This window comes from Paraburkholderia sp. SIMBA_027, from assembly GCF_046535315.1.
GTDB classification, from domain to species: Bacteria; Pseudomonadota; Gammaproteobacteria; order Burkholderiales; family Burkholderiaceae; genus Paraburkholderia; species Paraburkholderia tropica.
Genome location: NZ_JAWRWY010000001.1, coordinates 297,331 through 318,093 on the forward strand (window position 1 = coordinate 297,331; position 20,763 = coordinate 318,093).

Sequence of the window (20,763 nt, forward strand, 5' to 3'; positions counted from 1 at the left end):
CCCGGCCGCCCCGAGCGCTATTTACGCCACGAACCGTGCGGCAGTTCCACGTCGCGCTGCGCCTGCGCGATGGCGCGCTCCATGCCCGCGCGATCGAGCGGGATGCAGTACGCGGGCTTCGCGCGCTCGAAGCGCCAGCTTTGCGCGAGGCCACCCGTATCGACGACATCGAAACCATAGCGGTCCTGCAAGGTGCTCACGACGTCCTTCGCGGCCGCGTCGTCGCTCGCGAGCGGCAGAGCGCGCCGCCCCGGCTGCCCGCCGGGCGCGCCCGTGGTGCCGATATCGGCGGCCAGGATCGCGTTGAACGCCTTCACGACGCGCGCGCCCGGGAAGCCGGCGGCCACGAGCTGGCTCGTGGTGGTCTCGTGCGCGTCGAGCGCGGCAACGTGGCCGTCGCGGTCCGGATAGTAATTGCAGGTGTCGATGACGATGCGCCCGTCGAGCAGGCCCGGCGGCAGTTGCGCGAGATTGCCGAACGGCACGGCGAGCACGATGACGTCGCCGAACGCGGCCGCCTCGCCGGTCGTGCCGAGTTCGCAGCCGATGGCGGCGCGCGTGCTCGTCAAGGTCTGCGGGCCGCGCGAGTTGCTGAGCATCGCGGAGTCGCCGTGGCGCATGGCGAGTTCCGCCATCGCCCGTCCGATAAAGCCCGCGCCAATAATGCCGATTTTCATGCCGATGTCCTCCTGACGGCTTCGCGCCGTCGCCAGATGCGTGGTCGTTGACTGGTTGCGGCGCTTTCGCGCACGCCCCGGATACCACTATGATTCGAACACTGGACGCGATAAAGCGGCGAAAATGGTTGGCTGTCGAAAAGGACAGTTTCGAATGCAGGAGCAAAGATGGATCGATTGACCGGCATGGCGGCCTTCGTGAAGACGGTCGAATGCGGTTCGTTCGCCGCCGCGGGCAAGGCGCTCGGCATGACGCCGCAGATGACCGGGCGTCACGTGGCGGAACTGGAGACGCGCATCGGCACACGCCTCTTGAACCGCACGACGCGGCGGCAAAGCCTCACGGAGGCGGGACAGGCGTTCTACGAGCGCTGCCGCGCGCTGCTTGCCGACGCCGAAGCCGCCGAGGCCCAGGCGCGCTCGCTGGCCGACACGCCGCGCGGACGCCTGCGCATCACCGCGCCGGTGACCTTCGGCGCCTTTGCGCTGCCCGAGGCGATCGCGCGCTTTTTAAACCGCTATCCCGACGTGCAGATCGATCTCACGTTGACCGACCGTTTCGTCGATATCGTCGACGAAGGCTACGACGCCGCCATCCGGCTCGGCGCGCTCAACGACTCGACGCTCGTCGCGCGTGCGCTCAGGCCGTATCGCTTCGTGGTGTGCGCCTCGCCCGCCTACCTCGCGGCGGCGGGCGCGCCCGAGACGCCCCACGCACTGATCGAGCACGAGTGCCTCGGCTTTGCCTATACGTCGGCGCCGCCGGCGAGCGGCTGGGGGTTCATCGAGAACGGCCAGGCGTGGACCGCGCCGATCGCGCCGCGCCTGCGCGCCAACGACATGAAGGCGCTGATCACGGCGGCCGTCAACGGGCTCGGCATTGCGCTCGCGCCCGAGACCGCCGTGCGCGACGCGTTGCGCGACGGCTCGCTGGTGCCACTGCTCACGCAGTACGAACCGGTGGCGCGGCCCATGCACATCGTGATGGCGAGCAGCCCGACGACGCTCAAGCTGCGGTATTTCGTGGAGGAAGTGGTGGCGGCTTTCGGCGCGTAGGTTCGGTGCGTAGATTCGGCGCGTGATTTCAGCGCCGCGCGGCGAGCAACGCGACGTGACGCGTCAGAGCGCTTCGTGGCACAGCGACATCATCCGCTGCACCATCGTGGAGGCTTCGTTGAGTTCCATCTCGGCGGTAAAGAGCACCGAGACGCTCGACAGACGCACGGCGATGCCCGCGCCCAGCAGGTCGCGGCTCGCGATTTTCAGCGCGAGCTGGCCGAGGCGCACGCGGTCGAGCCAGTGCATCGTCAGCGCGCTCTTGTCCAGCCATTCGCGGCAGCACTGCACGACGTGATCGACGCGCCACTCCTGCGTGAGCGCATACGACGACGCGGCAATCGCGACCAGATAGCAGAGCAAGTCGGGGCGTGCACTGCTCGCTTCGACAAATTCGACTTTCACGGCTTGCTGTCCCTGATTTCCCGGCGTGGAAGGCGCCACGCCGCTACTGAAACGAAGTCCTCTACCTAAGGGCGGGCGCAGCAAAAGCAAGCATTGTGCGCCCGAATGTGTCCGCGTTTTCATTTCGCCCGCATAAAATTTCGGCGATGGAATTCGCTGACTGCTTTTGTCGACCGGGTCTAAAGTCCGGGTTTAAAGACTATACGCGCTCCCGGTGACATCCAGCATAAACGGCGACGCGTTCCGCATGAGATCGCCGCGCGCGTAAAGAGTTCGACATTCATTCACGCGAGCGTGCACCGCTTTGGCTCGCTCCGCCTTCGTCATGTTCATTGCAATCGCCCCCGCAAAACGTGCGCTAAAAAGAAACGTTGTATGCACATTCTTCCTGCGTCAGCCACCGAATTTGCAGCGCAAAACACCGTTCACCCATGTCTTGCAATCCGCATAGCGCCTTCGACGACTCCCAACCCACTGGCGCATAACGACGTTTCAATCCCTCGCGCATAGCCTACAAAAAAGTGCGCCGCGCGGCATGCCGCTTGCTCCGATGCGCGCGCGTAAACCCGCAACCGTACCCGCACAGGCGCTCGCAAAAACGCCCGTTGCGACACGCGGATCACGCACGTCGTTTCGTCCAATTCCGCCATGTCATCGAGCGCCGCCGGATGCGCTCATCGTCATCGCGTCACCGGTTTATCCGCACCAGGAGCCTCATCCATGTTCACGAAGCGCATGTGCGCCACTCTCGTCTGCGCCGCGACGGCCGCGATCTCGCCTGCGTCCCATGCGCAGCAGTACACCACCGACTGGCTCGCCAACACTTACGGTACGCTCGCGGCGCACGTGGGCAACGGCGCGCGCTCGATGTGGGTCGCGCCCGAAGGTGTCATCTATACGTCATCGTTCTGGGACGAAAACGAAGGCGGCGTCGCCATTTACCAGAACGACAAGAGTCTCGGCTCGATCGGCATCCACGACGAATTCCAGGGCGGCGCGATCACCGGCAACGCCACCGATATCTTCGTCGCGCTCTCGGTGAACACCTCGAACGGCAGCGGCACCGTGGGCCGCTACAACCGCGCGAGCGGCCAGCGCGACCTCACTTTCAACGTGAGCGTGTGGAACGCCCTGAGCCGCGTCGACGCCATCACCGGACTCGCCACCGCCGGCACGCTGCTCTACGTGAGCGACTTTTACGGCAACCGCGTGCGCGTCTACACCACCGACGGCGCGTGGCAGCGCGATATTTCGATCGCCAATCCGGGCGCGCTCGCGCTCGACAACGCGGGCAACGTGTGGATCGCGCAAAAGAGCGCGGGCACCGTCACCGCATTCAGTCCGGCGGGCGCACAGCTCCAGCAGATCCAGATGGCCGCGGGCTCGCAACCCTCCGCGCTCTATTTCGATGCGACGACCGCCCAGTTGATGATCGGCGACAGCGGCCCCGACCAGAACATCAAGCTCTACAGCCTCGCGGGCACGCCCACGCAAACCGGCACCTTCGGCGTAAAAGGCGGCTACCTCGACACCACGACCGGCATCAAGGGCCAGGTGGGCGACAAGCGCTTCACGCGCGTGACCGGCATCGGCAAGGACAGCAGCGGCAATCTCTACGTGCTCAACAATCCGTGGGGCGGCGGCTGGGATCTCGGCCGCAACGGCGGCACCGATATCCACGCGTACAACGCGGCGGGCACGCTGCTCTGGAAGCTTCAGGGCCTGAATTTCGAAGGCGTCGCCGCGCCCGATCCGGTCACCGACGGCGCGCTGTTCTACAGCGGCACCGCGATCTATACGGGGACCGCGGGCGGCACCTTCGTGGCCAATACGGTCGATCCGTTCACCTACCCGAACGACCCGCGCCTGAACATGAACGACACGCAGCGCGACGAACACTTCGGCCAGCTCGTGACGGTCAACGGCAACCGCATTCTGGTGGCGTCGGGGCAAAATCCGGGCATCTTCTACTTCTATCACTTCAACGTGGGCAGCGGCTATATCGCGATTCCGGACGGCTCGATTCCGGGCACGCCGTTCAACACCTCGCTCGAAGTGACGGGCGGCTTCTGCCTCGACAGCCGCGGCGACGTCTGGGCCGGACTCAACCGCACGAATCACATCTACCACTATCCGCTGACCGGTTTCGACAGCACCGGCAAACCGCAATGGGGCGCGGCCACGACGATCTCGACGCCGGAAAGCGTGCGGCCCACGGCGCGCATTCTCTATCTGCCCGAAAGCGACACGATGATTCTCGCCCAGGGCCTCGCGGGCAACTGGGACTGGACCGCGATGAACGGTTATATCGAGGTCTATCACGGCTGGACGTCGGGCAATATCAACCGGCCGAGCCCCGTTATCACGCTCACCAGCGCGAATCCGAAATCGATTGCCGCCGCGGGCAATTATCTGTTCGTCGGCTACGTGCATACGGTGCCGAACATCGACATTTACGATCTCACCACCGGCAAGCTCGTCACCACGCTGACGAATGCGAACCCGACCAACGTGGATGTGGGCAACGACGTCGATTCGATGTACGGCCTGCGCGTGTATCTGAATTCGGCGGGGCAATACGTGATCACCAAGGACAATTACAACGGCACGAGCGTGATCGTGCATCGCTGGACGCCTTGAGATCGCGCGTGTTCAAGCGTGTTCAAGCCGGGGATTGAATTTTTGAGACGATCGGTCTAATATCCCCCGCATGGACGCCACGATTGACCGGCCGCGTCGCGGCCGCCCCCGCAAAGACCCGCTCGCGCACGCCGACACGCGCGCCGCGCTGATCCGCGCGGGCATGGAATTGCTGACCGGGCAAAGCTTCGCCGCCACCGGGCTCGACGCCGTGCTCAAGCGCGTCGGCATTCCGAAGGGCTCGTTCTATCACTACTTCGAGAGCAAGGAGGCGTTCGGCCGCGTCCTGCTCGACGCCTACGACGCCTACTTTCTCGCCAAGCTCGACCGCTGGCTGCTCGACACATCGCGGCCCGCGCTCGATCGCCTCGCCGCCTTCGTCGACGACGCCAAGGCGGGCATGGCGCGTCACGACTACACGCGCGGCTGCCTCGCGGGCAATCTCGGCATCGAAGTCGATATCCTGCCCGACGATTTTCGCGGCACGCTCGAACGCGTGTTCCAGGGCTGGCAGGCGCGTGTCGCCGCGTGTTTGCACGATGCGCAGCAAGCGGGCGAACTCGCGCCGCACGCCGACCTCGACGCGCTGGCGGCCTGCTTCTGGATCGGCTGGGAAGGCGCGGTGATGCGTGCGCGGCTGGTGCGCAGCGACGCGCCGCTCGATACGTTTTTCAAGGGATTTATCGCCGGGCTGCCGCGCGCGCAGTAGCGCCGCGGCGATCCATTCATTCGATCGCACCGCTCACGTCACACGGGAAACGAACCATGTTCAAAGCCATCCTGATTGAAAAGGAATCCGAAACATACTCGGCGCGTATTGCCGAACTCGACGACGCGCAATTGCCGCCGGGCAATGTGCTCGTCGACGTCAAGTACAGCACGCTGAACTACAAGGATGGCCTGGCGATCACCGGCAAAGGTCCGGTCGTGCGCAGCTTTCCGATGGTGCCCGGCATCGACTTCGCCGGCACGGTCGCCCAGAGCGCCGACCCGCGTTACGCGGTCGGCGATGCGGTCGTGCTCAATGGCTGGGGCGTGGGCGAACAGCATTGGGGCGGCCTCGCGCAGCGCGCACGCGTCAAAGCCGACTGGCTGATTCCGCTGCCCGCCGGACTCACGCCGCGCCAGACGATGGCCGTCGGCACGGCCGGTTATACGGCGATGCTCTGCATTCTCGCGCTGGAACGTCACGGCATCGGCCCGAGCCACGGCGACGTGCTGGTGACGGGCGCGAGCGGCGGCGTGGGCAGCTTCGCCATCGCCCTGCTCGCGCAGCGCGGCTATCGCGTGGTCGCCTCGACCGGCAAGGTGCAGGAGGCCGATTATCTGCGGCAACTGGGCGCCGCCGATGTGATTGATCGCGCCGCGTTCACCGAACCCGGCAAGCCGCTGCAAAAGGAACGTTGGGCCGCGGCCATCGATTCCGTGGGTGGCCACACGCTCGCGAACGTCTGCGCGAGCCTGCGCGCGAACGGCGCGGTGGCCGCCTGCGGCCTCGCGCAAGGCATGGAATTGCCTGCAACGGTCGCGCCGTTCATCTTGCGCGGCGTGAGTCTGCTCGGGATCAACAGCGTGACGCGGCCGTTCGAGGAACGTCAGGAGGCGTGGCAGGCACTCGCACATACGCTGGATTTGACGACGCTCGACACGATCACGCGCGAGATCGCGCTGGCGGAGGCGATTCCTGCTGCGGCGGATTTGCTCGAGGGACGCGTGCGTGGGCGGATTGTGGTTGATGTGAATCGGTGAGTGTTTTGGGTGTAGTGGTTGTGCTGTTGGCGCGTGCGGGCGGTTAGAACGCTGCTGTTAGCTGGAAGCCGACCGTCCAGCGCGCGGTCGGGAAGTTTTTGGGCTTGTAGATCGGCGTCCCTGCAAACAGGTCGTACGTGACGCCAACATATTTCGTCGGCACGCCGCCGCGAATGCCAATCACCGCGCCCGCCAGTTGTGTTCCAGCCAGTGCTGCCGTGTTCGGCCCGAACACGTGCCCGTAGTCGATGCCCGCGTACAACGTCTGTCCCGTTTGGAACATCGGCCATTGCAGCTCGTTGCGCCAGTAGAAGCCGCGTTCGGCCGCGAGCATCGTTTCGCCGTCGAAGCCGCGCACGGTGTAACGGCTGCCGATGGTCAGGTCGTCGATATAGAAAAGCGTGTCGTTGGTGAACTGGCCGTGGAAGGTCGTGACGTACCGGAATGGCTGGTTTGCAATCGCGAACGGCACCGACAGGTTCGCATCGAGCACGGCCATGTGGAAGCGGTACGTCGGGCCGTCGATATACGGGTCCGGCGTCGCGCCGAGTCCGCCGATGCCCTGACGGTAGGCGAGCGTGCCGTCGAATTGCGCCGCGCCGAAGTAATGCCGGTCGGTCGCGCCGAGTTCGAGGAACGTGTTGTTGCGCGCCTGTGTCGGTATCGTCGTGTCGTCGATGAAGCTGTCGCCGAAACGCTTCGATAGCTGCACGTAGCCGCCGAGCACGTCGTTCTGGCCGCGCGAGAGCACGCGCGCAATGCGCAGCGCGGCCGTCTGTGAGTTGCCGCTCGATACGAATGTCTCGTTCACGCCCGCGATGTTCTGGTAGTACGTGCTCGTGTTGCCCGACAGGGTCGCCGTCCAGTAGCCGAACGGAATGGAGTACGAACCATTGAACCCGTGCGAACCGAGCGCCTTGTTGCCGAACGATAAGTCCTGATTCGCGCCGACTGTGAATATGTCGTTCAGCCCGAGCGGATTGTCGATGCCAAGGCTGACGTTGCCTTGCCATTTGCCCGTCGACTCGGTTCCCGAGTTATCGACCGATGCGACGAACGTCCAGGGCTTCGCACGTCGAACTGACACAACGACATCGCTTTCGCCTGGGATGTCGGTCGGCTCGATCTTCATGTCCACGTCCTGACTCGCGACGCGTTTCATCTGCTCCAGACCTTGCTCCAGATCGCGCATGTTCAGCAGGTCGCCGCCGCTGACCGGAAACGCGTTCTTCCACGTCCCCCACATCGAAGGATCGGCCATCTGTTGTGCCTGATCGGCACTGATCGTCTGTCCGGTCTGATCTTTGTAAAACTGCGCGAACTTGCTCGCGCTGTCCTTTGCCCATTGCCGCTCGTCAGGGTGAAGTTGGCGGTTGTAGCGGTCGACGTCAGAACTGGAGAAAGAGCCAGCACCGCCGGCAACTGCGCCCGCGCCAGTCGCAATGACGTTCGCGACGATGTTCCCGAGCGCCTGGTTCAAGTTCGCATCGCCTGTTGGGTTAGAACCAGCAATCGAATTGCTCAACTGGTTACGTTCACCTGATTTTTTGCCCCAAGAACAACGTCATTGGCGTTCACGTTCGAGCCGGCGATAGTCAGGTCGCCATTCGTAGCAACGAATGCCGCTGTGCCGCCTGCTTGCGCATTCGAACCCCGCTGTGTCGTCTGGTCTTCCTTAGACTGGCTTTCGCTCTTGCTCGACCCGATGCTAACCTTGATGCCGATATCGGGCTTACCGCCATTGGCAACGCTAGACGTGCAACCCGACAGGCTGATGCCGAGGCTGTCGAGCAGCGCCGGGTCGACCGGCTGGTTCAGGCCGGTGGTCGTCATCGTCGTGCGCGTGTTCGTCACCTGACCCGCGTGCAGTTCCATGTCGCCGGCCGATTCGATCAGCGCTGACTGGTTGCGGATCAGGGCCGCGTTCGTGTAGTTGCCGTTGGCGTCCTTGCCGCCCGCGAGTATCACCTTGCCGAGACCGTAAATCGCCGTCGTTGCCTGCGTGTCGGTCGCAGTGGTGTCGTCGCGGTTTTCGATGGCGTTCTGCTGCGCGTAGGTCGTGCCGCTGTTGTCGATGTCCTGCGCGCTCGCGACGATGTTGCCGCTAGCATTCGTTTGTCCAGCGAGCACGAGCTTGCCCGCCGAAGTCAGCACGAGGTCGCCGGATTGTGCAGCCGTGATGCCCTTGAGCGAAATGCCGACGCCGGCTTCCGTGCCAACGAGCACAATGCGGTTTGCGTACATGCCGCCGAGATTGCTTACGTCAATCGACACACCCGGCGCGGGGCCGTCGCCCGCAATCGGCGTGGCATTGAGCGTGTTGTAGTCGACACTGTTCGCGCCGGTCACGACGTTCAGGTTCGTCTTCGCGTAGACCGCCGCATTCGCCTGCACGGCGCGCGACAGCAGATCGACCTGATCCACGTCCGACGCATTCAGGCCCGCGCCGCTGATCGCAATGTTGCCGCCCGTGACGTTGAAGCCCGACACGGAACCATCCGCCGCATAGTTCGGCGTACCGGTCGTGAGCGTCGCGCGACTCGTGTTAATGAATGTGCCGCCGTTGACGGATATCCCCGAAGGATTCGCCAGAATCACATTCGCGCGCTGGCCCGCGACTTCAAGCGCGCCATTGAACTGCGACGCGCTCGCGCTGTTGACCTGATTGACGATGACCTTCGCGGCCTGTCCCGGCGCGAAGTTCGGGTTGCCGTTAATCATGCCGCCGAGTTGCGACTGCACCATCGTCGGCGAGTTGTTCAGGATCGCGCCGCGCTGCTGCACGTCGAACCGGTTATACGTGTTGACCGAGACGCCAGCGCCGGACGGACGGTTGATGTTCACCTGTTCAATACCGTTCGGCGTCTGGATGACGTTGGGTGCGTGTGCGCCGCCGCCCGCAATCTGTGCGCTGGACAGTGCCGGCATGGCCAGCGCGAGCGCCGCGAACGCAAGCTGCCTTAGCGTGAAAAGCACGCGAGACGAAGCGCTATGCGCGCGTGTCTGTCCACTTTTCTTGCCCGCCCCCGTGGCAGTTTCCTCGACGGCAACGAGCATCCCCCGCGTCCGGTTGAATACGAGTCGATAGCGTGTCTTGTTCACTTTTAGTTATTCGCCCAGCTAATTTGTGCGATCCGTAAATTAGCTGCGCACTCGCGCCGGTCGATGTCGCATCGCGCGAGAAACAACGGTTTTCGGCAAATCGAACTTTTCTGATTGCCCACCGTTTTGAGATCGGCTTAGCTCGAGTTGAGCGCCGTCGCGCCGATGCCTCCCATCTGATTCAACCCCGTTTCAAGCCATTCCACCAGTAACCCTTAAAAAATAATTTGACAGGTTACACGTCCTCGCCCACAATGAAACCACCAATTCGACGTTTTACCGGTTTCAAAACCTGACACCCACCGGAGCCCCGACATGTCCGCCACTGCATCGACCGCCGCATTGCCCACATATCCCGCCGTCGCACTGAAAACCGTCGAAGCCGACGGCGTACAGGTTTTCTATCGCGAAGCCGGTCCTGCCGACGCGCCCGTGATCCTGCTGCTGCACGGCTACCCGTCGTCGTCGCATATGTTCCGGCACCTGATTCCGCGCCTCGCCGCGCGCTATCGCGTGATCGCGCCCGACCTGCCGGGTTTCGGCTTCACGCAGGTGCCAGAGGCCCGCGACTATCGCGATTCGTTCGACGCGCTCGCGGCCACCACGGCGGCTTTCGTCGATACGCTCGGCCTCGAACGCTACGCGCTCTACGTGTTCGATTACGGCGCGCCGGTCGGCCTGCGCCTTGCGCTGAAATATCCGGAGCGCGTGAGTGCGCTGGTTTCGCAAAACGGCAACGCCTACGAGGAAGGTCTCGGGGACGCCTGGGATCCGATCCGCCGCTACTGGGCCGATCCGAGCGCCGCGAACCGCCAGGTCGTCGCCGACGCCGTGCTGAATCTCGAAGGCACGCGCTGGCAATACGTGCACGGCGTGGCCGATCCGTCGACCGTCGAGCCGGAGGCGTATTACCTCGACGCCCTGCTGCTGGAGCGTCCGGGCAACAAGGTCATCCAGCTCGATCTGCTCCTCGATTACGCGTCGAACCTGAAGCTTTATCCGCGTTTTCAGGCGTTCTTCCGCGAATACACGCCGCCCACGCTCGCGATCTGGGGCAAGCACGATCCGTTCTTCATTCCGCCGGGCGCGCAGGCGTATCGCCGCGATAATCCGAACGCGGTCGTGACGATGCTCGACACCGGCCACTTCGCGCTCGAAACCCATGTGGACGAAATCGCGGCGGGCATCGGCGAGTTGATGGAGCGGGAGCGGGCGCGGGCGTAACCCGATAATTTCACTAAAAACGGTTACAATCCACACGAAGCGCACGAAGGAGGAAGCGGATATGGACGCAGCATCAGCGCACGGCAGCGACGCACACGATCACGGCGAAGTCGATTTTCTCGGCGGCCATCCGGCGCTCGACGCGCTCAATACGGTGCAGCTCGTCGACGGCGAGTTGATCGACAACTGGCAAAGCGACGCCGACGTGGCCGCCTGGCTCGCGCGCCACGATCTCGCCGCCGCCGCGAAAAAACCGCGTCTCAAGGCGCATGCGCTGCTCGAAGCGGCGCGCGATCTGCGCGAAACGGCGCGCGCGCTGATCGACGCGCGGCGCGCGGGCGAGCCGCTCGATCCGCGCGCGCTCAACCGTTTCCTGGCGCACGCGCCGCGCACGCTGGAGCTGGTCGTCGACGAAAGCGGCGAACCGCGCCTTGTCGAGCGCCATGCGCACGGCACGCCCGAGCAGGTGCTCGCGCCTCTGAGCGCGGCGGTGGCGCAACTCGTCTGCGAGGCCGATTTCGCGCTCGTGAAGCAGTGCGAGAACCCCGAATGCGTGCTGCACTTTCTCGATCGCACGAAATCGCACCGGCGGCGCTGGTGCAGCATGGCGATGTGCGGCAACCGCGCGAAGGTTGCCGCGTTCCGCCGCCGCCAGCAATAACGCGGGCAGCGAGGCCGATCCGGCGCAAACGCGAATCGGCCGCGCCCAGCAGAGATCGACGTTTCGGGCTAACCTTGCGCCATTGCCGCGGCGTCGAGCCACCGTCTCATGCGCACGCCGCAGGCTGCCCCTCGTTCATCTCGTCCACTTCCCGGAATCGCCATGACACAAGCGCTTCAAATCGACTTCATTTCCGACATCGCCTGCCCGTGGTGCGCGATCGGCCTCAGCTCGCTGCAACGCGCGCTCGCCAATCTCGGCGATTCCGTCGAGGCCCGCATGACCGTCCATCCGTTCGAACTGAACCCCGACATGGGGCCGGACGGCGAATCCATCGTCGAGTATCTCGGCAAGAAGTACGGCCGCACGCCCGAGCAGATCGCCGAGACTCAGGAAGCGATCCGCGAGCGGGGCGAGAGCGTCGGTTTCACGTTCGGTCCGCGCACGCGCATCTACAACACCTTCGACGCGCATCGCCTGCTCTACTGGGCGCGTCTGGAAGGCCGGCAGGTGTCGCTCAAGATGGCGCTGCTGCGCGCCTATCACGGCGAAGGCCAGGACATGAGCGATCACGCGGTGCTGGTGGCCGTCGCGCAATCGGTCGGGCTCGACGCCGGAAAGGCGCGCGAGGTGCTCGAGACCGGCGCGTATGCCGACGAAGTGCGCGGCGAGGAACAGCAGGCGCAGGCGATGGGCATCCAGTCGGTGCCGGCCATCGTGTTCAACGAGCAGTATCTGATCAGCGGCGGTCAGCCGGTGGAAACCTTCGAAAACGCGATCCGGCAGATCCTCGCCGAAGCGGCGAAAGAGGCTTGAGCCATCTGTCGATGCCCGTCTGATGCCCGTCTGATGGGCGCCTGAACCCGCTCCAGGCCCGGCGCCGCGAGATCCGCGCGCCGGGCCTGCGTCTTTTCCCGTCCCCGCCCGGTCCGGCGCGATCGCGGACCATTCCAGCCAATGCCAGCCGATTCCGCCCGTTTCAACACGCCGGAACCGCCCACCCGCGCGCATCCGGTAAAATTGCGCGACGCGCGACTTTTCGTCGCCGCCTGATCCATCCTGCAGCGCGCCCGCCCGCGCCGCGCGCTGCCCACGCCTTAGGGCGCGAGACCCCGTATGACGAAATCACCCACCGCCACGCCCTTCAGCGAGCTTGCGCTCGCGCCCGCCACGCTCGAGAACCTCGCGCGCCTCGGCTACGTCGAGATGACGCCGATCCAGGCCGCCAGCCTGCCGCTCGCGCTCGCCGGCCACGACCTGATCGCCCAGGCGAAAACGGGCAGCGGCAAGACCGCCGCGTTCGCGCTCGCGCTGCTCGCCCGTCTCGACGTGCGCCGCCTCGACGTGCAAACCGCCGTGCTCTGCCCGACGCGCGAACTCGCCGACCAGGTGACGCAGGAAATCCGCCGCCTCGCGAGCGCGGAAGAAAACGTCAAGGTGCTCACGCTGTGCGGCGGCACGCCCATGCGTCCGCAAACCGCGAGCCTCGAACACGGCGCGCACATCGTGGTCGGCACGCCGGGCCGCATCATGGATCACCTCGAACGCGGCAGCCTCGACCTGAGCGCGCTCAACACGCTCGTGCTCGACGAAGCGGACCGCATGCTCGACATGGGTTTCTTCGACGACATCGCCAAGGTCGCGCGCCAGTGCCCGAAGGAGCGCCAGACGCTGCTGTTTTCGGCCACCTATCCGGAAGGCATCGCGAAGCTGAGCCAGCAGTTCCTTCGTAATCCGAAGGAAGTCAAGCTCGAAGAACATCACGACGACAGCAAGATCCGCCAGCGCTTCTACGAAGTGACCGAAGACGAGCGTCTGCATGCCGTCGGGATGCTGCTCAACCACTTCCGCCCGGTCAGCACCATCGCGTTCTGCAACACCAAACAGCAATGCCGCGACCTGCTCGACGTGCTGCGCGCGCAGGGCTTTCACGCGCTCGCGCTGCATGGCGAACTCGACCAGCGCGATCGCGATCAGGTGCTGATCCAGTTCGCGAACCGTAGCTGCTCCGTGCTCGTGGCGACCGACGTGGCCGCGCGCGGTCTCGACATTGCCCAGCTCGAAGCGGTCATCAACGTCGACGTGACGCCCGATCCCGAGGTCTACGTGCACCGTATCGGCCGCACGGGCCGCGCCGATCAGGACGGCTGGGCGCTGAGCCTGTCGAGCATGAACGAAATGGGTCGCGTGGGCGGCATCGAGCAGGCGCTCAAGCGCGAAGTCGAATGGCATCCGCTCGCCGAACTCAAGCCCGCCAGCGACGCGCCGCTGCTGCCGCCGATGGAAACCGTGCAGATTCTGGGCGGCCGCAAGGAAAAGATCCGCCCCGGCGACGTGCTGGGCGCGCTCACCGGCGAAGCGGGCTTCACGGGCGCGCAGATCGGCAAGATCAACGTGACCGATTTTTCGACCTATGTAGCCGTGGAGCGCAGCGTCGCGCGCGACGCCGTGCGCAAGCTCAACGCCGGCAAGGTGAAGGGCAAGAAGGTCCGCGCGCGTCTGATGGACGAGTGACGTAACAGCCCTGGCGACGGCCCGCGTGCAACGCGCGGCGCCCCGCCTCGCGCGATCGCCGGTGGTACGATGCGCAGCACTGTCTGCGAATCCGGAACTCACATGGCGCGCGAAAATTTCAGCGATCTCCTGGCCTTTCTCGCCGTTGCGCGCGAACGCAGTTTCACGCGTGCGGCCGCGCAACTGGGTGTGTCGCAATCGGCGCTGAGCCACACGATCCGCGCGCTCGAAACGCGGCTCGGCCTGCGCCTGCTCACGCGCACGACGCGCAGCGTCTCCACCACCGAAGCGGGCGAACGCCTGTTTCAATCGCTCTCGCCGCGCTTCGAACAGATCGACGCCGAACTCGCCGCGCTCGCCGACCTGCGCGACAAACCGGCCGGCACGATCCGCCTTACCGCGACCGATCATTGCGTCGATACGGTGATCTGGCCGAAGCTCAAGCACTTCCTGCCGCAGTATCCCGACATCAAACTCGAAATCAACGTGGATTACGGTCTGCGCGATATCGTGGCCGAACGCTACGACATCGGCGTGCGCGGCGGCGACCAGGTCGCGAAGGACATGATCGCCGTGCGTATCGCGCCCGATCTGAAGATGGCGATCGTCGGCTCGCCCGACTACCTCGCGAAACGCAAGGCGCCGAAGTCGCCGCAGGATCTGCTCAAACACGACTGCATCACGCTGCGCCTCACGAGCGCGGGCGGTCTCTATGCGTGGGAACTGGGCCGTGACGGCGAGGCGCTTTCCGTGCGTGTGGACGGCCAGCTCACCTTCAACACCGTGCCGCAGATGCTCAACGCGGCGCTCGCGGGCCTCGGCCTCGCGTTCATTCCGCAAGACGTGACGCTGCCGTACGTGCGCGCGGGCGCGCTCAAAAGCGTGCTCAAAGACTGGTGCCCGGAATTTCCGGGCTACCACGCGTTCTATCCGAGCCGCCGCCAGTCGTCGCGCGCGCTCGGTCTCGTGATCGATGCGCTGCGTTATCGCTGCTAAGCGGCGGGCACGGATGCGCATTCAGACGCGCATTCCGCAACGTATTCAGACGAGCTTGCGGCCTTCGACTGGATAACCCGGATCGGTATAACCCGGCGTCGAGGCGTGACCCGGCGGCACCAGGCTGTCGATGAAGCGTTCGTCGTCGGCGTCCAGTTTGAAATCGAGCGCCGCCCGATAGCTGTCCCAGTGCGCCTCCGTGCGCGGCCCCGCAATCGCCGAACTCACGCAGCGGTTGTTGAGCACCCACGCGAGCGCGAACGCGATGCTGTTCGTGCCGCGCTCGGCCGCATGCTTCGCGATCTGCTGCGCGATATGCAGCGACTCCGGCCGCCACTCGGTCTGCTGGATACGGCGATCGCCCCGGCCCACGCGGCTGTCGGCGGGCGGCGGCGTATCGACGCCATATTTGGCCGTCAGCACGCCGCGCGCGAGCGGGCTGTACGGCACCACGCCCAGGCCGTAATGCGCGGCGGCGGGCAACTGCTCGACCTCGGCCGTGCGATCGACGATGTTGTAAAGCGGCTCGCTCGCCACCGGACGATCGATACCGAGTTGATCGGCGAGACGCACGACTTCGGCAATGCGCCAGCCGCGGAAATTCGACAGCCCGAAATAGCGCACCTTGCCCTGGCGGATCAGATCGGCCACGGCGCGCACGCCTTCTTCGAGCGGCAGATCCGGCAGCGCGCGATGGAAATACAGCACGTCGATATAGTCGGTGCCGAGGCGCTTGAGGCTCGCCTCGACCGTTTGAAAGATCCACTTGCGCGATTGTCCCTGCTGATTCGGTCCCTGTGCCGGACCCGCCGGAAAACCGAACTTGGTGGCGACGACCCAGTCGTCGCGGCGCGCGGCAATGGCGCGACCAACGATCTCTTCCGAACGGCCCGCGTGATACACGTCCGCCGTATCGATGAAATTGATGCCCTGATCGAAGGCTTTGTCGATGATGCGCACCGACGTCGCCTCGTCGGTTTCGCCACCGAACATCATGGCGCCCAGACACAACGGCGACACCTTCAATCCACTGCGGCCCAGATTTCGATAATCCATTCGCTTTTGCTCCAAGGTTGCTGCGCGTCCCGTCGACGGCGTAATCGCCTATTAGAAAGCGTGGCGGCGATGAAATAAATACCGACTCACGGCATGGCTTTATGAATGCGATTCATCAATAGACTGACGCGGACTTCGCGCGCCGCGAAACCAATCCGCCCGCGATTCATGAATAGCGTTCATAACGGCATGCGCCCGGACGGGCTCAATAAAAACGATCGGATCTGATAGAAATATCGCGTTTGCGCCCTCCCCAGCCCAGGATATCGATCATGCAGAAAACGCCCTCTCTCGCCGACATGCAAGCCGTCGCGCCCGCTTTCGCGCGCTACACGTCGGAGACCGTGCTCAACGGCTTGTGGAAGCGCCCGCAACTCACGCCGCGCGAACGCAGCATCGTCACCTACGCGGCGCTCGTCGCGCGCAATCAGGTCGTCGAGCAGCCGCGCCATTTGCGGCTCGCGCTCGATAACGGCGTGACGCCCGCCGAAATCGCGGAGATCGTCACCCATCTCGCGTTCTATGCGGGCTGGGCGAACGCGAGCGCGGCCGTGGCCGCGGCGCTGCCCGTATTCGAGGAGCGCGGGATCGGCGCCAGCCAACTCGCCGACGCCGCGCGCGAACCGTTGCCGCTCGACGAAGCCGCCGAAGCGCAACGCGCCACGCTCGTCTCGCAACTGTTCGACGACGTCGCACCCGGCGTCGTGCAATACACCACTGACGCGCTTTTTCGCGACCTCTGGCTGCGCCCCGGCCTCGTGCCGCGCGAGCGCAGCCTCGTCACCGTGACGGCGCTGGTGGCCAACGGTCAGGCCGCGCAGATCACCTACCATCTGAATCGCGCGATGGACAACGGTCTCACGAAAGCGCAAGCCTCGGAAACGCTGACGCAACTCGCGTTCTATTCGGGCTGGCCGAACGTGTTCTCGGCGATGCCTGTATTCAAGGAAGTGTTCGAACGACGCAGCTTGTAATTTATTCCGGCATCCTGATTAATTTGACGCAGCGAGTCATGCGTTCTGATTACGTCATGCGCGGCTCGCCGTCGATGCTCTCTTTCGCTTCCCTCACAACGAATTCTCATTCCCTCTTCCCGCTGCCCGTCCAATAGCGCAGAATGGTCTGCAAACGCGTCACGGCGATTTCATGCCTGAAAACAAGGCATGAAATCGCGGCGCGTCCCACATTCTGGGCGAATCGCCTCCCTCGGCCCGCGCCGAACCGCCCAGGGCTCACGCAGACCACACAGGAGGAGACACGATGGACAACAAGGTGCTGACGCCCGCGAGCGCAGCCGCGGCCACCACGCGCGCGAATTTCCGCTGGCGCGTGCTCATCTGGCTGCTGATCGGCGGCATCATCAATTATCTCGACCGCGCCAATCTGGCCATCGCCGCGCCCGGCATGATTCACGATCTGGGCCTCACGCGCACGCAGATCGGTCTGCTCGGCACGGTGTTCGCGTGGACTTACGCGGTCATGCAATTGCCCGCGGGCTGGATCATCGACCGCTTCGGCGCGAAGCGCGCCTACGCGGTCGGCATGATCTGGTGGAGCGTGGCGACGTGGCTCACGGGCGTGGTCGGCTCCATCGCGGGGCTCGTGGTGATGCGCGTGCTGCTCGCCGTGGGCGAAGCGCCGTGCTGGCCCACGTCCGCGAAAATCACCGCCGCCTGGTTTCCCGCCAAGGAACGCGGCTTCGCGACCGGCATCTGGGACTCGTCGTCGAAATGGGGCCCGGCGCTCGCGCCCGCCGTGCTCGTCGCACTGATGATCGCGTTCGGCTGGCGCTCGCTCTTTCACGTGACCGGCGCGATCGGCATCGTGTTCGCCGGGCTGTTCCTGCTGCTCTATCGCAATCCGATGCAGAGCAAGCGGCTCTCGCGCGAAGAGTTCGCCTATATCGAAGCGGGCGGCGGCGGCCACGAGCAATCGCTCGCGAACGCGCCCATCAAATGGCGCTCGCTGTTCGCATCGCAAAGCGTTTGGGGCATGATACTCGGCTACTTCTGCGCGATCTGGCTGTGGAATCTCTTCCTCGTGTTCCTGCCGCTTTATCTGCTCGACCGCTTTCATATCACGCTGGTGCAACTCGGTCTTTACGCGAGCATTCCTTGGTTCGGCGGCGCGGTGGGCGAGATCGTGGCGGGCTTCGTCGCCACCAGGCTCGTCGATGGCGGCCTCGCCACGCCGATCGTCGCCAAGCGTCTGATGATCGTCGTGACCTCGCTCGGCGCGGCCGTTTGCGCGGTAGCGTTGCCGTTCGTGGACAGCATCGGCGCCACCGTCACGCTGATGACGCTCGGCCTCGCCTGCATTGCGGCGACCATCGGCAACGCGTGGGCGCTCGCGGGCGACATCGCGCCGAATTCGATGATCGCCTCGGTCAGCGCGATCCAGAATTTCGGCGGCTATTTCGGCGGCGCGTTCTCGCCGGTCGTGGCGGGTTTCATCGTCGATCGCACGGGTTCGTATCTGCTGGCCTTCGTGATCGGCGGCGCGATCGCGGGCTGCGCCGCGCTGTTCTACTGGTTCATGGCGCGACGCGCGATCGTGGAGACGCGCGCCGTTTGAGGCCCGGAAACAAGGCACAAAACAGCATTCAAGGCGCGGCCGTCACCGCGCCTTCCTGCTCCAGCGCGGCAATCTGCGCCGCGTCGTAACCCAGCTCGCCGAGCACGTCGCGCGTGTGTTCGCCATAGAGCGGCGCTGGCCGCGCGTGCGTGGTCGGCGACTGCGAAAAATGGATCGGCAAGCCGATGCCCGACATTTTCCCGGCCAGCGCATGCTCGGTCTCGACGATCATGCCGCGCGCCACCGCCTGCTCGTGTGCGGCGGCTTCCGGCACGCTGAGCACCGGCCCGCACGGCAAGCCGATTTCGTCGAAGGTCGCGAGCCATTGCGCGGTGCTGCGTTCGCGCAGGCGCGCGCTCAAGATCGCCACCAGATCGGCCCGATGAGCGAGACGGCCCGCGTTGGTGGCGAAGCGCGCGTCGTCGGCGAGACCGGGAATCGCCAGCACGGATACCAGGCGCTCGTAATTGCTCTGATTCGCCGCGCCGATGTTGATCCAGCCGTCGCGCGTTTCGAACGCCTGATACGGCGCGCTGGTCGGATTGGCCGAGCCCGCTTTCTGCAGCACCGTGCCGTCGGCGAAATAATTCGCGAACGCCCAGTACATCTGCTGCAAGCCCGCTTCGAACAGCGACGTGTCCACCATCTGCCCGAGGCCGGTCACCTGCCGCCCCGCATAGGCCGCGCAAATGCCCAGCGCCGCGAGTATGCCCGCGTTGATATCGGTGACGGGCGAGCCCGCCTTGATCGGCGCCTGCCCCGGCTCGCCGGTCATGCTCATGAGCCCGCTCATGCCCTGTGCGATGAGGTCGAAGCCGCCCTTGTCCGCATACGGGCCGCTGCGGCCATAACCCGAAATCGCGCAGTAAATCAGGCCAGGATTGTCGGCCTTGAGCGTGTCGTAGCCCATGCCGAGTTTCTCCATCGTGCCGCGACGATAGTTTTCGGTGACCACGTCGGCGTCCGCGAGCAGACGGCGCAGCACCGCGCGCCCGCCCTCGGTCTTGAGGTTGAGCGCGATACCCCGCTTGCCGCGATTGACCATCATGAACGACGCCGATTCGCCGCTCGCGAGGATCGGCGCGAAACGGCGGCAATCGTCGCCGCCCGGCATCTTCTCGACCTTGATGACTTCCGCACCCATGTCGGCGAGCATCATGCCGCACACCGGCCCCGACATGATGTGCGCGAGTTCGATCACCTTCATGCCCGCGAGCGGTCCTGCGCCCTGCTTCATCGGCGCTGCGTGCTCCTCTACGTTCATCTCAGCGTCCCTTGAATTGCGGCGTCGACTTTGCGAGAAACGCCTGGTAGCCGATGCGAAAGTCCTCGGTGCCGAAGCACGCAAAGCCTTCGTCGCGTTCCGCTTCGCTGAGCGGCGCCGGGTTGCGCGCGCGGCGCACGAACTGCTTGTGCCAGCGCGCGACCAATGGCGCGCCGCCCGCGATGCGCCGCGCGGTGTCGAGCGCGTGCGCGCTCACCTCGGCGTCGGGCACGACGCGCGTGACGAGGCCTTTGGCGAGCGCTTCGCGCGCGTCGAGAATGCGGCCTTCGAGCAGGATCTCCAGCGCGACGGCCTCGCCCGCGAGACGCAGCAGCGCGTTAAGTTCCGCATGCGCCATCACGAGACCGAGGTTCTTGATCGGCGCGCCGAAACGGCTCGATTCTCCGCAGATCCGCAGATCGCAGAGCGCGGCCAGTTCCAGCCCGCCGCCCACGCAGATGCCGTGAATCATCGCGACCACGGGCACGGGACACGCATCGATCAGATTCAGCGTGCGATGCATGAGCGCGCCGTATTCGCGCGCCTGTTCGACGTTCGAGCGGTCGGTCGCGAATTCGCCGATATCGTTGCCCGGCGAAAACGCTTTTTCGCCCGCGCCGCGCAGCACGATGCAGCGCAGCGACGCATCGGCGGACAGCGTCTCGAAGGTACCGCCCAGCGTGCGCCAGAGCGTGCGCGTCAGTGCGTTGAGCTTCGCGGGCCGGTCGATCGTGACGATGGCGATGGCGTCGTCGCGCTCGTCCCGATCGACGCGGATGCGGCCGTTCGCGGCTTCATGAGTGGCTTCATCATTCATCAAGACTCCTCCTGATTGCGCAGGCATC

Annotated in this window: 17 protein-coding genes and 1 pseudogene; 11 read left to right on the forward strand and 7 right to left on the reverse strand. The window is 65.0% G+C overall.

Annotated elements, in window-relative coordinates:
* Positions 1-17: 17 nt before the first annotated feature.
* A complete protein-coding gene (locus tag SB764_RS01250; protein ID WP_110329094.1) occupies positions 18-677 on the reverse strand; it encodes an NADPH-dependent F420 reductase in 660 nt (219 codons plus the stop codon).
* Positions 678-845: 168 nt separating this feature from the next.
* Between SB764_RS01250 and SB764_RS01255 the strand changes: the two genes are divergently transcribed.
* Positions 846-1,733 carry a LysR family transcriptional regulator gene (locus SB764_RS01255; RefSeq protein WP_074987217.1) on the forward strand — a complete coding sequence of 296 codons (888 nt, stop codon included), beginning with the start codon at positions 846-848 and terminating at the stop codon, positions 1,731-1,733.
* Between the two features lie 63 nt (positions 1,734-1,796).
* Here the strand turns inward: SB764_RS01255 and SB764_RS01260 are convergent, their stop codons facing one another.
* On the reverse strand, positions 1,797-2,138 hold the full coding sequence (locus SB764_RS01260; RefSeq protein ID WP_065063018.1) for a hypothetical protein: 342 nt from the start codon (positions 2,136-2,138) through the stop codon (positions 1,797-1,799).
* 720 nt (positions 2,139-2,858) lie between these two features.
* Between SB764_RS01260 and SB764_RS01265 the strand changes: the two genes are divergently transcribed.
* The 3 genes from SB764_RS01265 (at position 2,859) to SB764_RS01275 (ending at position 6,527) form a co-directional block, all read left to right on the forward strand.
* Positions 2,859-4,778, forward strand: coding sequence for an SMP-30/gluconolactonase/LRE family protein (locus tag SB764_RS01265; protein WP_065062832.1), 1,920 nt, complete (start codon positions 2,859-2,861; stop codon positions 4,776-4,778).
* Between the two features lie 70 nt (positions 4,779-4,848).
* Positions 4,849-5,487 carry a TetR/AcrR family transcriptional regulator gene (locus SB764_RS01270; RefSeq protein ID WP_410862396.1) on the forward strand — a complete coding sequence of 213 codons (639 nt, stop codon included), beginning with the start codon at positions 4,849-4,851 and terminating at the stop codon, positions 5,485-5,487.
* A gap of 56 nt (positions 5,488-5,543) precedes the next feature.
* A complete protein-coding gene (locus tag SB764_RS01275; RefSeq protein WP_322004744.1) occupies positions 5,544-6,527 on the forward strand; it encodes an MDR family oxidoreductase in 984 nt (327 codons plus the stop codon).
* Positions 6,528-6,570: 43 nt separating this feature from the next.
* On the opposite strand, the pseudogene SB764_RS01280 reads toward SB764_RS01275, so the two are convergent.
* Positions 6,571-7,791: pseudogene (locus SB764_RS01280) on the reverse strand (ShlB/FhaC/HecB family hemolysin secretion/activation protein); the annotation flags it as partial.
* A gap of 257 nt (positions 7,792-8,048) precedes the next feature.
* Positions 8,049-9,629 carry a filamentous hemagglutinin N-terminal domain-containing protein gene (locus SB764_RS01285; RefSeq protein WP_410862398.1) on the reverse strand — a complete coding sequence of 527 codons (1,581 nt, stop codon included), beginning with the start codon at positions 9,627-9,629 and terminating at the stop codon, positions 8,049-8,051.
* Positions 9,630-9,944: 315 nt separating this feature from the next.
* On the opposite strand from SB764_RS01285, the gene SB764_RS01290 reads away from it, so the two are divergent.
* The 5 genes from SB764_RS01290 (at position 9,945) to SB764_RS01310 (ending at position 15,024) form a co-directional block, all read left to right on the forward strand.
* A complete protein-coding gene (locus SB764_RS01290; RefSeq protein ID WP_410862400.1) occupies positions 9,945-10,853 on the forward strand; it encodes an alpha/beta fold hydrolase in 909 nt (302 codons plus the stop codon).
* 61 nt (positions 10,854-10,914) lie between these two features.
* Complete coding sequence (locus SB764_RS01295) at positions 10,915-11,514, forward strand: CGNR zinc finger domain-containing protein (RefSeq protein ID WP_074983039.1); 600 nt, start codon at positions 10,915-10,917, stop codon at positions 11,512-11,514.
* Between the two features lie 162 nt (positions 11,515-11,676).
* Complete coding sequence (locus SB764_RS01300) at positions 11,677-12,330, forward strand: DsbA family oxidoreductase (protein ID WP_065064179.1); 654 nt, start codon at positions 11,677-11,679, stop codon at positions 12,328-12,330.
* A gap of 300 nt (positions 12,331-12,630) precedes the next feature.
* Positions 12,631-14,028, forward strand: coding sequence for an ATP-dependent RNA helicase DbpA (dbpA, locus tag SB764_RS01305; RefSeq protein ID WP_410862402.1), 1,398 nt, complete (start codon positions 12,631-12,633; stop codon positions 14,026-14,028).
* A 102-nt stretch (positions 14,029-14,130) separates the two neighbouring features.
* Positions 14,131-15,024 (forward strand): LysR family transcriptional regulator, encoded by an 894-nt coding sequence (locus tag SB764_RS01310; protein WP_183716695.1) that lies wholly within the window; start codon positions 14,131-14,133, stop codon positions 15,022-15,024.
* 45 nt (positions 15,025-15,069) lie between these two features.
* On the opposite strand, the gene SB764_RS01315 is transcribed toward SB764_RS01310, so the two are convergent.
* Entirely contained in the window at positions 15,070-16,080 is a 1,011-nt protein-coding gene (locus SB764_RS01315; RefSeq protein ID WP_183040163.1) for an aldo/keto reductase, read from the reverse strand.
* A gap of 272 nt (positions 16,081-16,352) precedes the next feature.
* On the opposite strand from SB764_RS01315, the gene SB764_RS01320 reads away from it, so the two are divergent.
* Together SB764_RS01320 and SB764_RS01325 are read left to right on the forward strand one after the other, a co-directional pair.
* Positions 16,353-17,054 carry a carboxymuconolactone decarboxylase family protein gene (locus SB764_RS01320; protein WP_110327010.1) on the forward strand — a complete coding sequence of 234 codons (702 nt, stop codon included), beginning with the start codon at positions 16,353-16,355 and terminating at the stop codon, positions 17,052-17,054.
* Positions 17,055-17,340: 286 nt separating this feature from the next.
* On the forward strand, positions 17,341-18,654 hold the full coding sequence (locus SB764_RS01325; RefSeq protein ID WP_410862404.1) for an MFS transporter: 1,314 nt from the start codon (positions 17,341-17,343) through the stop codon (positions 18,652-18,654).
* Positions 18,655-18,682: 28 nt separating this feature from the next.
* On the opposite strand, the gene SB764_RS01330 is transcribed toward SB764_RS01325, so the two are convergent.
* Both SB764_RS01330 and SB764_RS01335 read right to left on the reverse strand, forming a co-directional pair.
* A complete protein-coding gene (locus tag SB764_RS01330; RefSeq protein WP_410862599.1) occupies positions 18,683-19,891 on the reverse strand; it encodes a CaiB/BaiF CoA transferase family protein in 1,209 nt (402 codons plus the stop codon).
* A gap of 28 nt (positions 19,892-19,919) precedes the next feature.
* Positions 19,920-20,735 (reverse strand): enoyl-CoA hydratase/isomerase family protein, encoded by an 816-nt coding sequence (locus tag SB764_RS01335; RefSeq protein ID WP_410862406.1) that lies wholly within the window; start codon positions 20,733-20,735, stop codon positions 19,920-19,922.
* Positions 20,736-20,763: the final 28 nt, after the last annotated feature.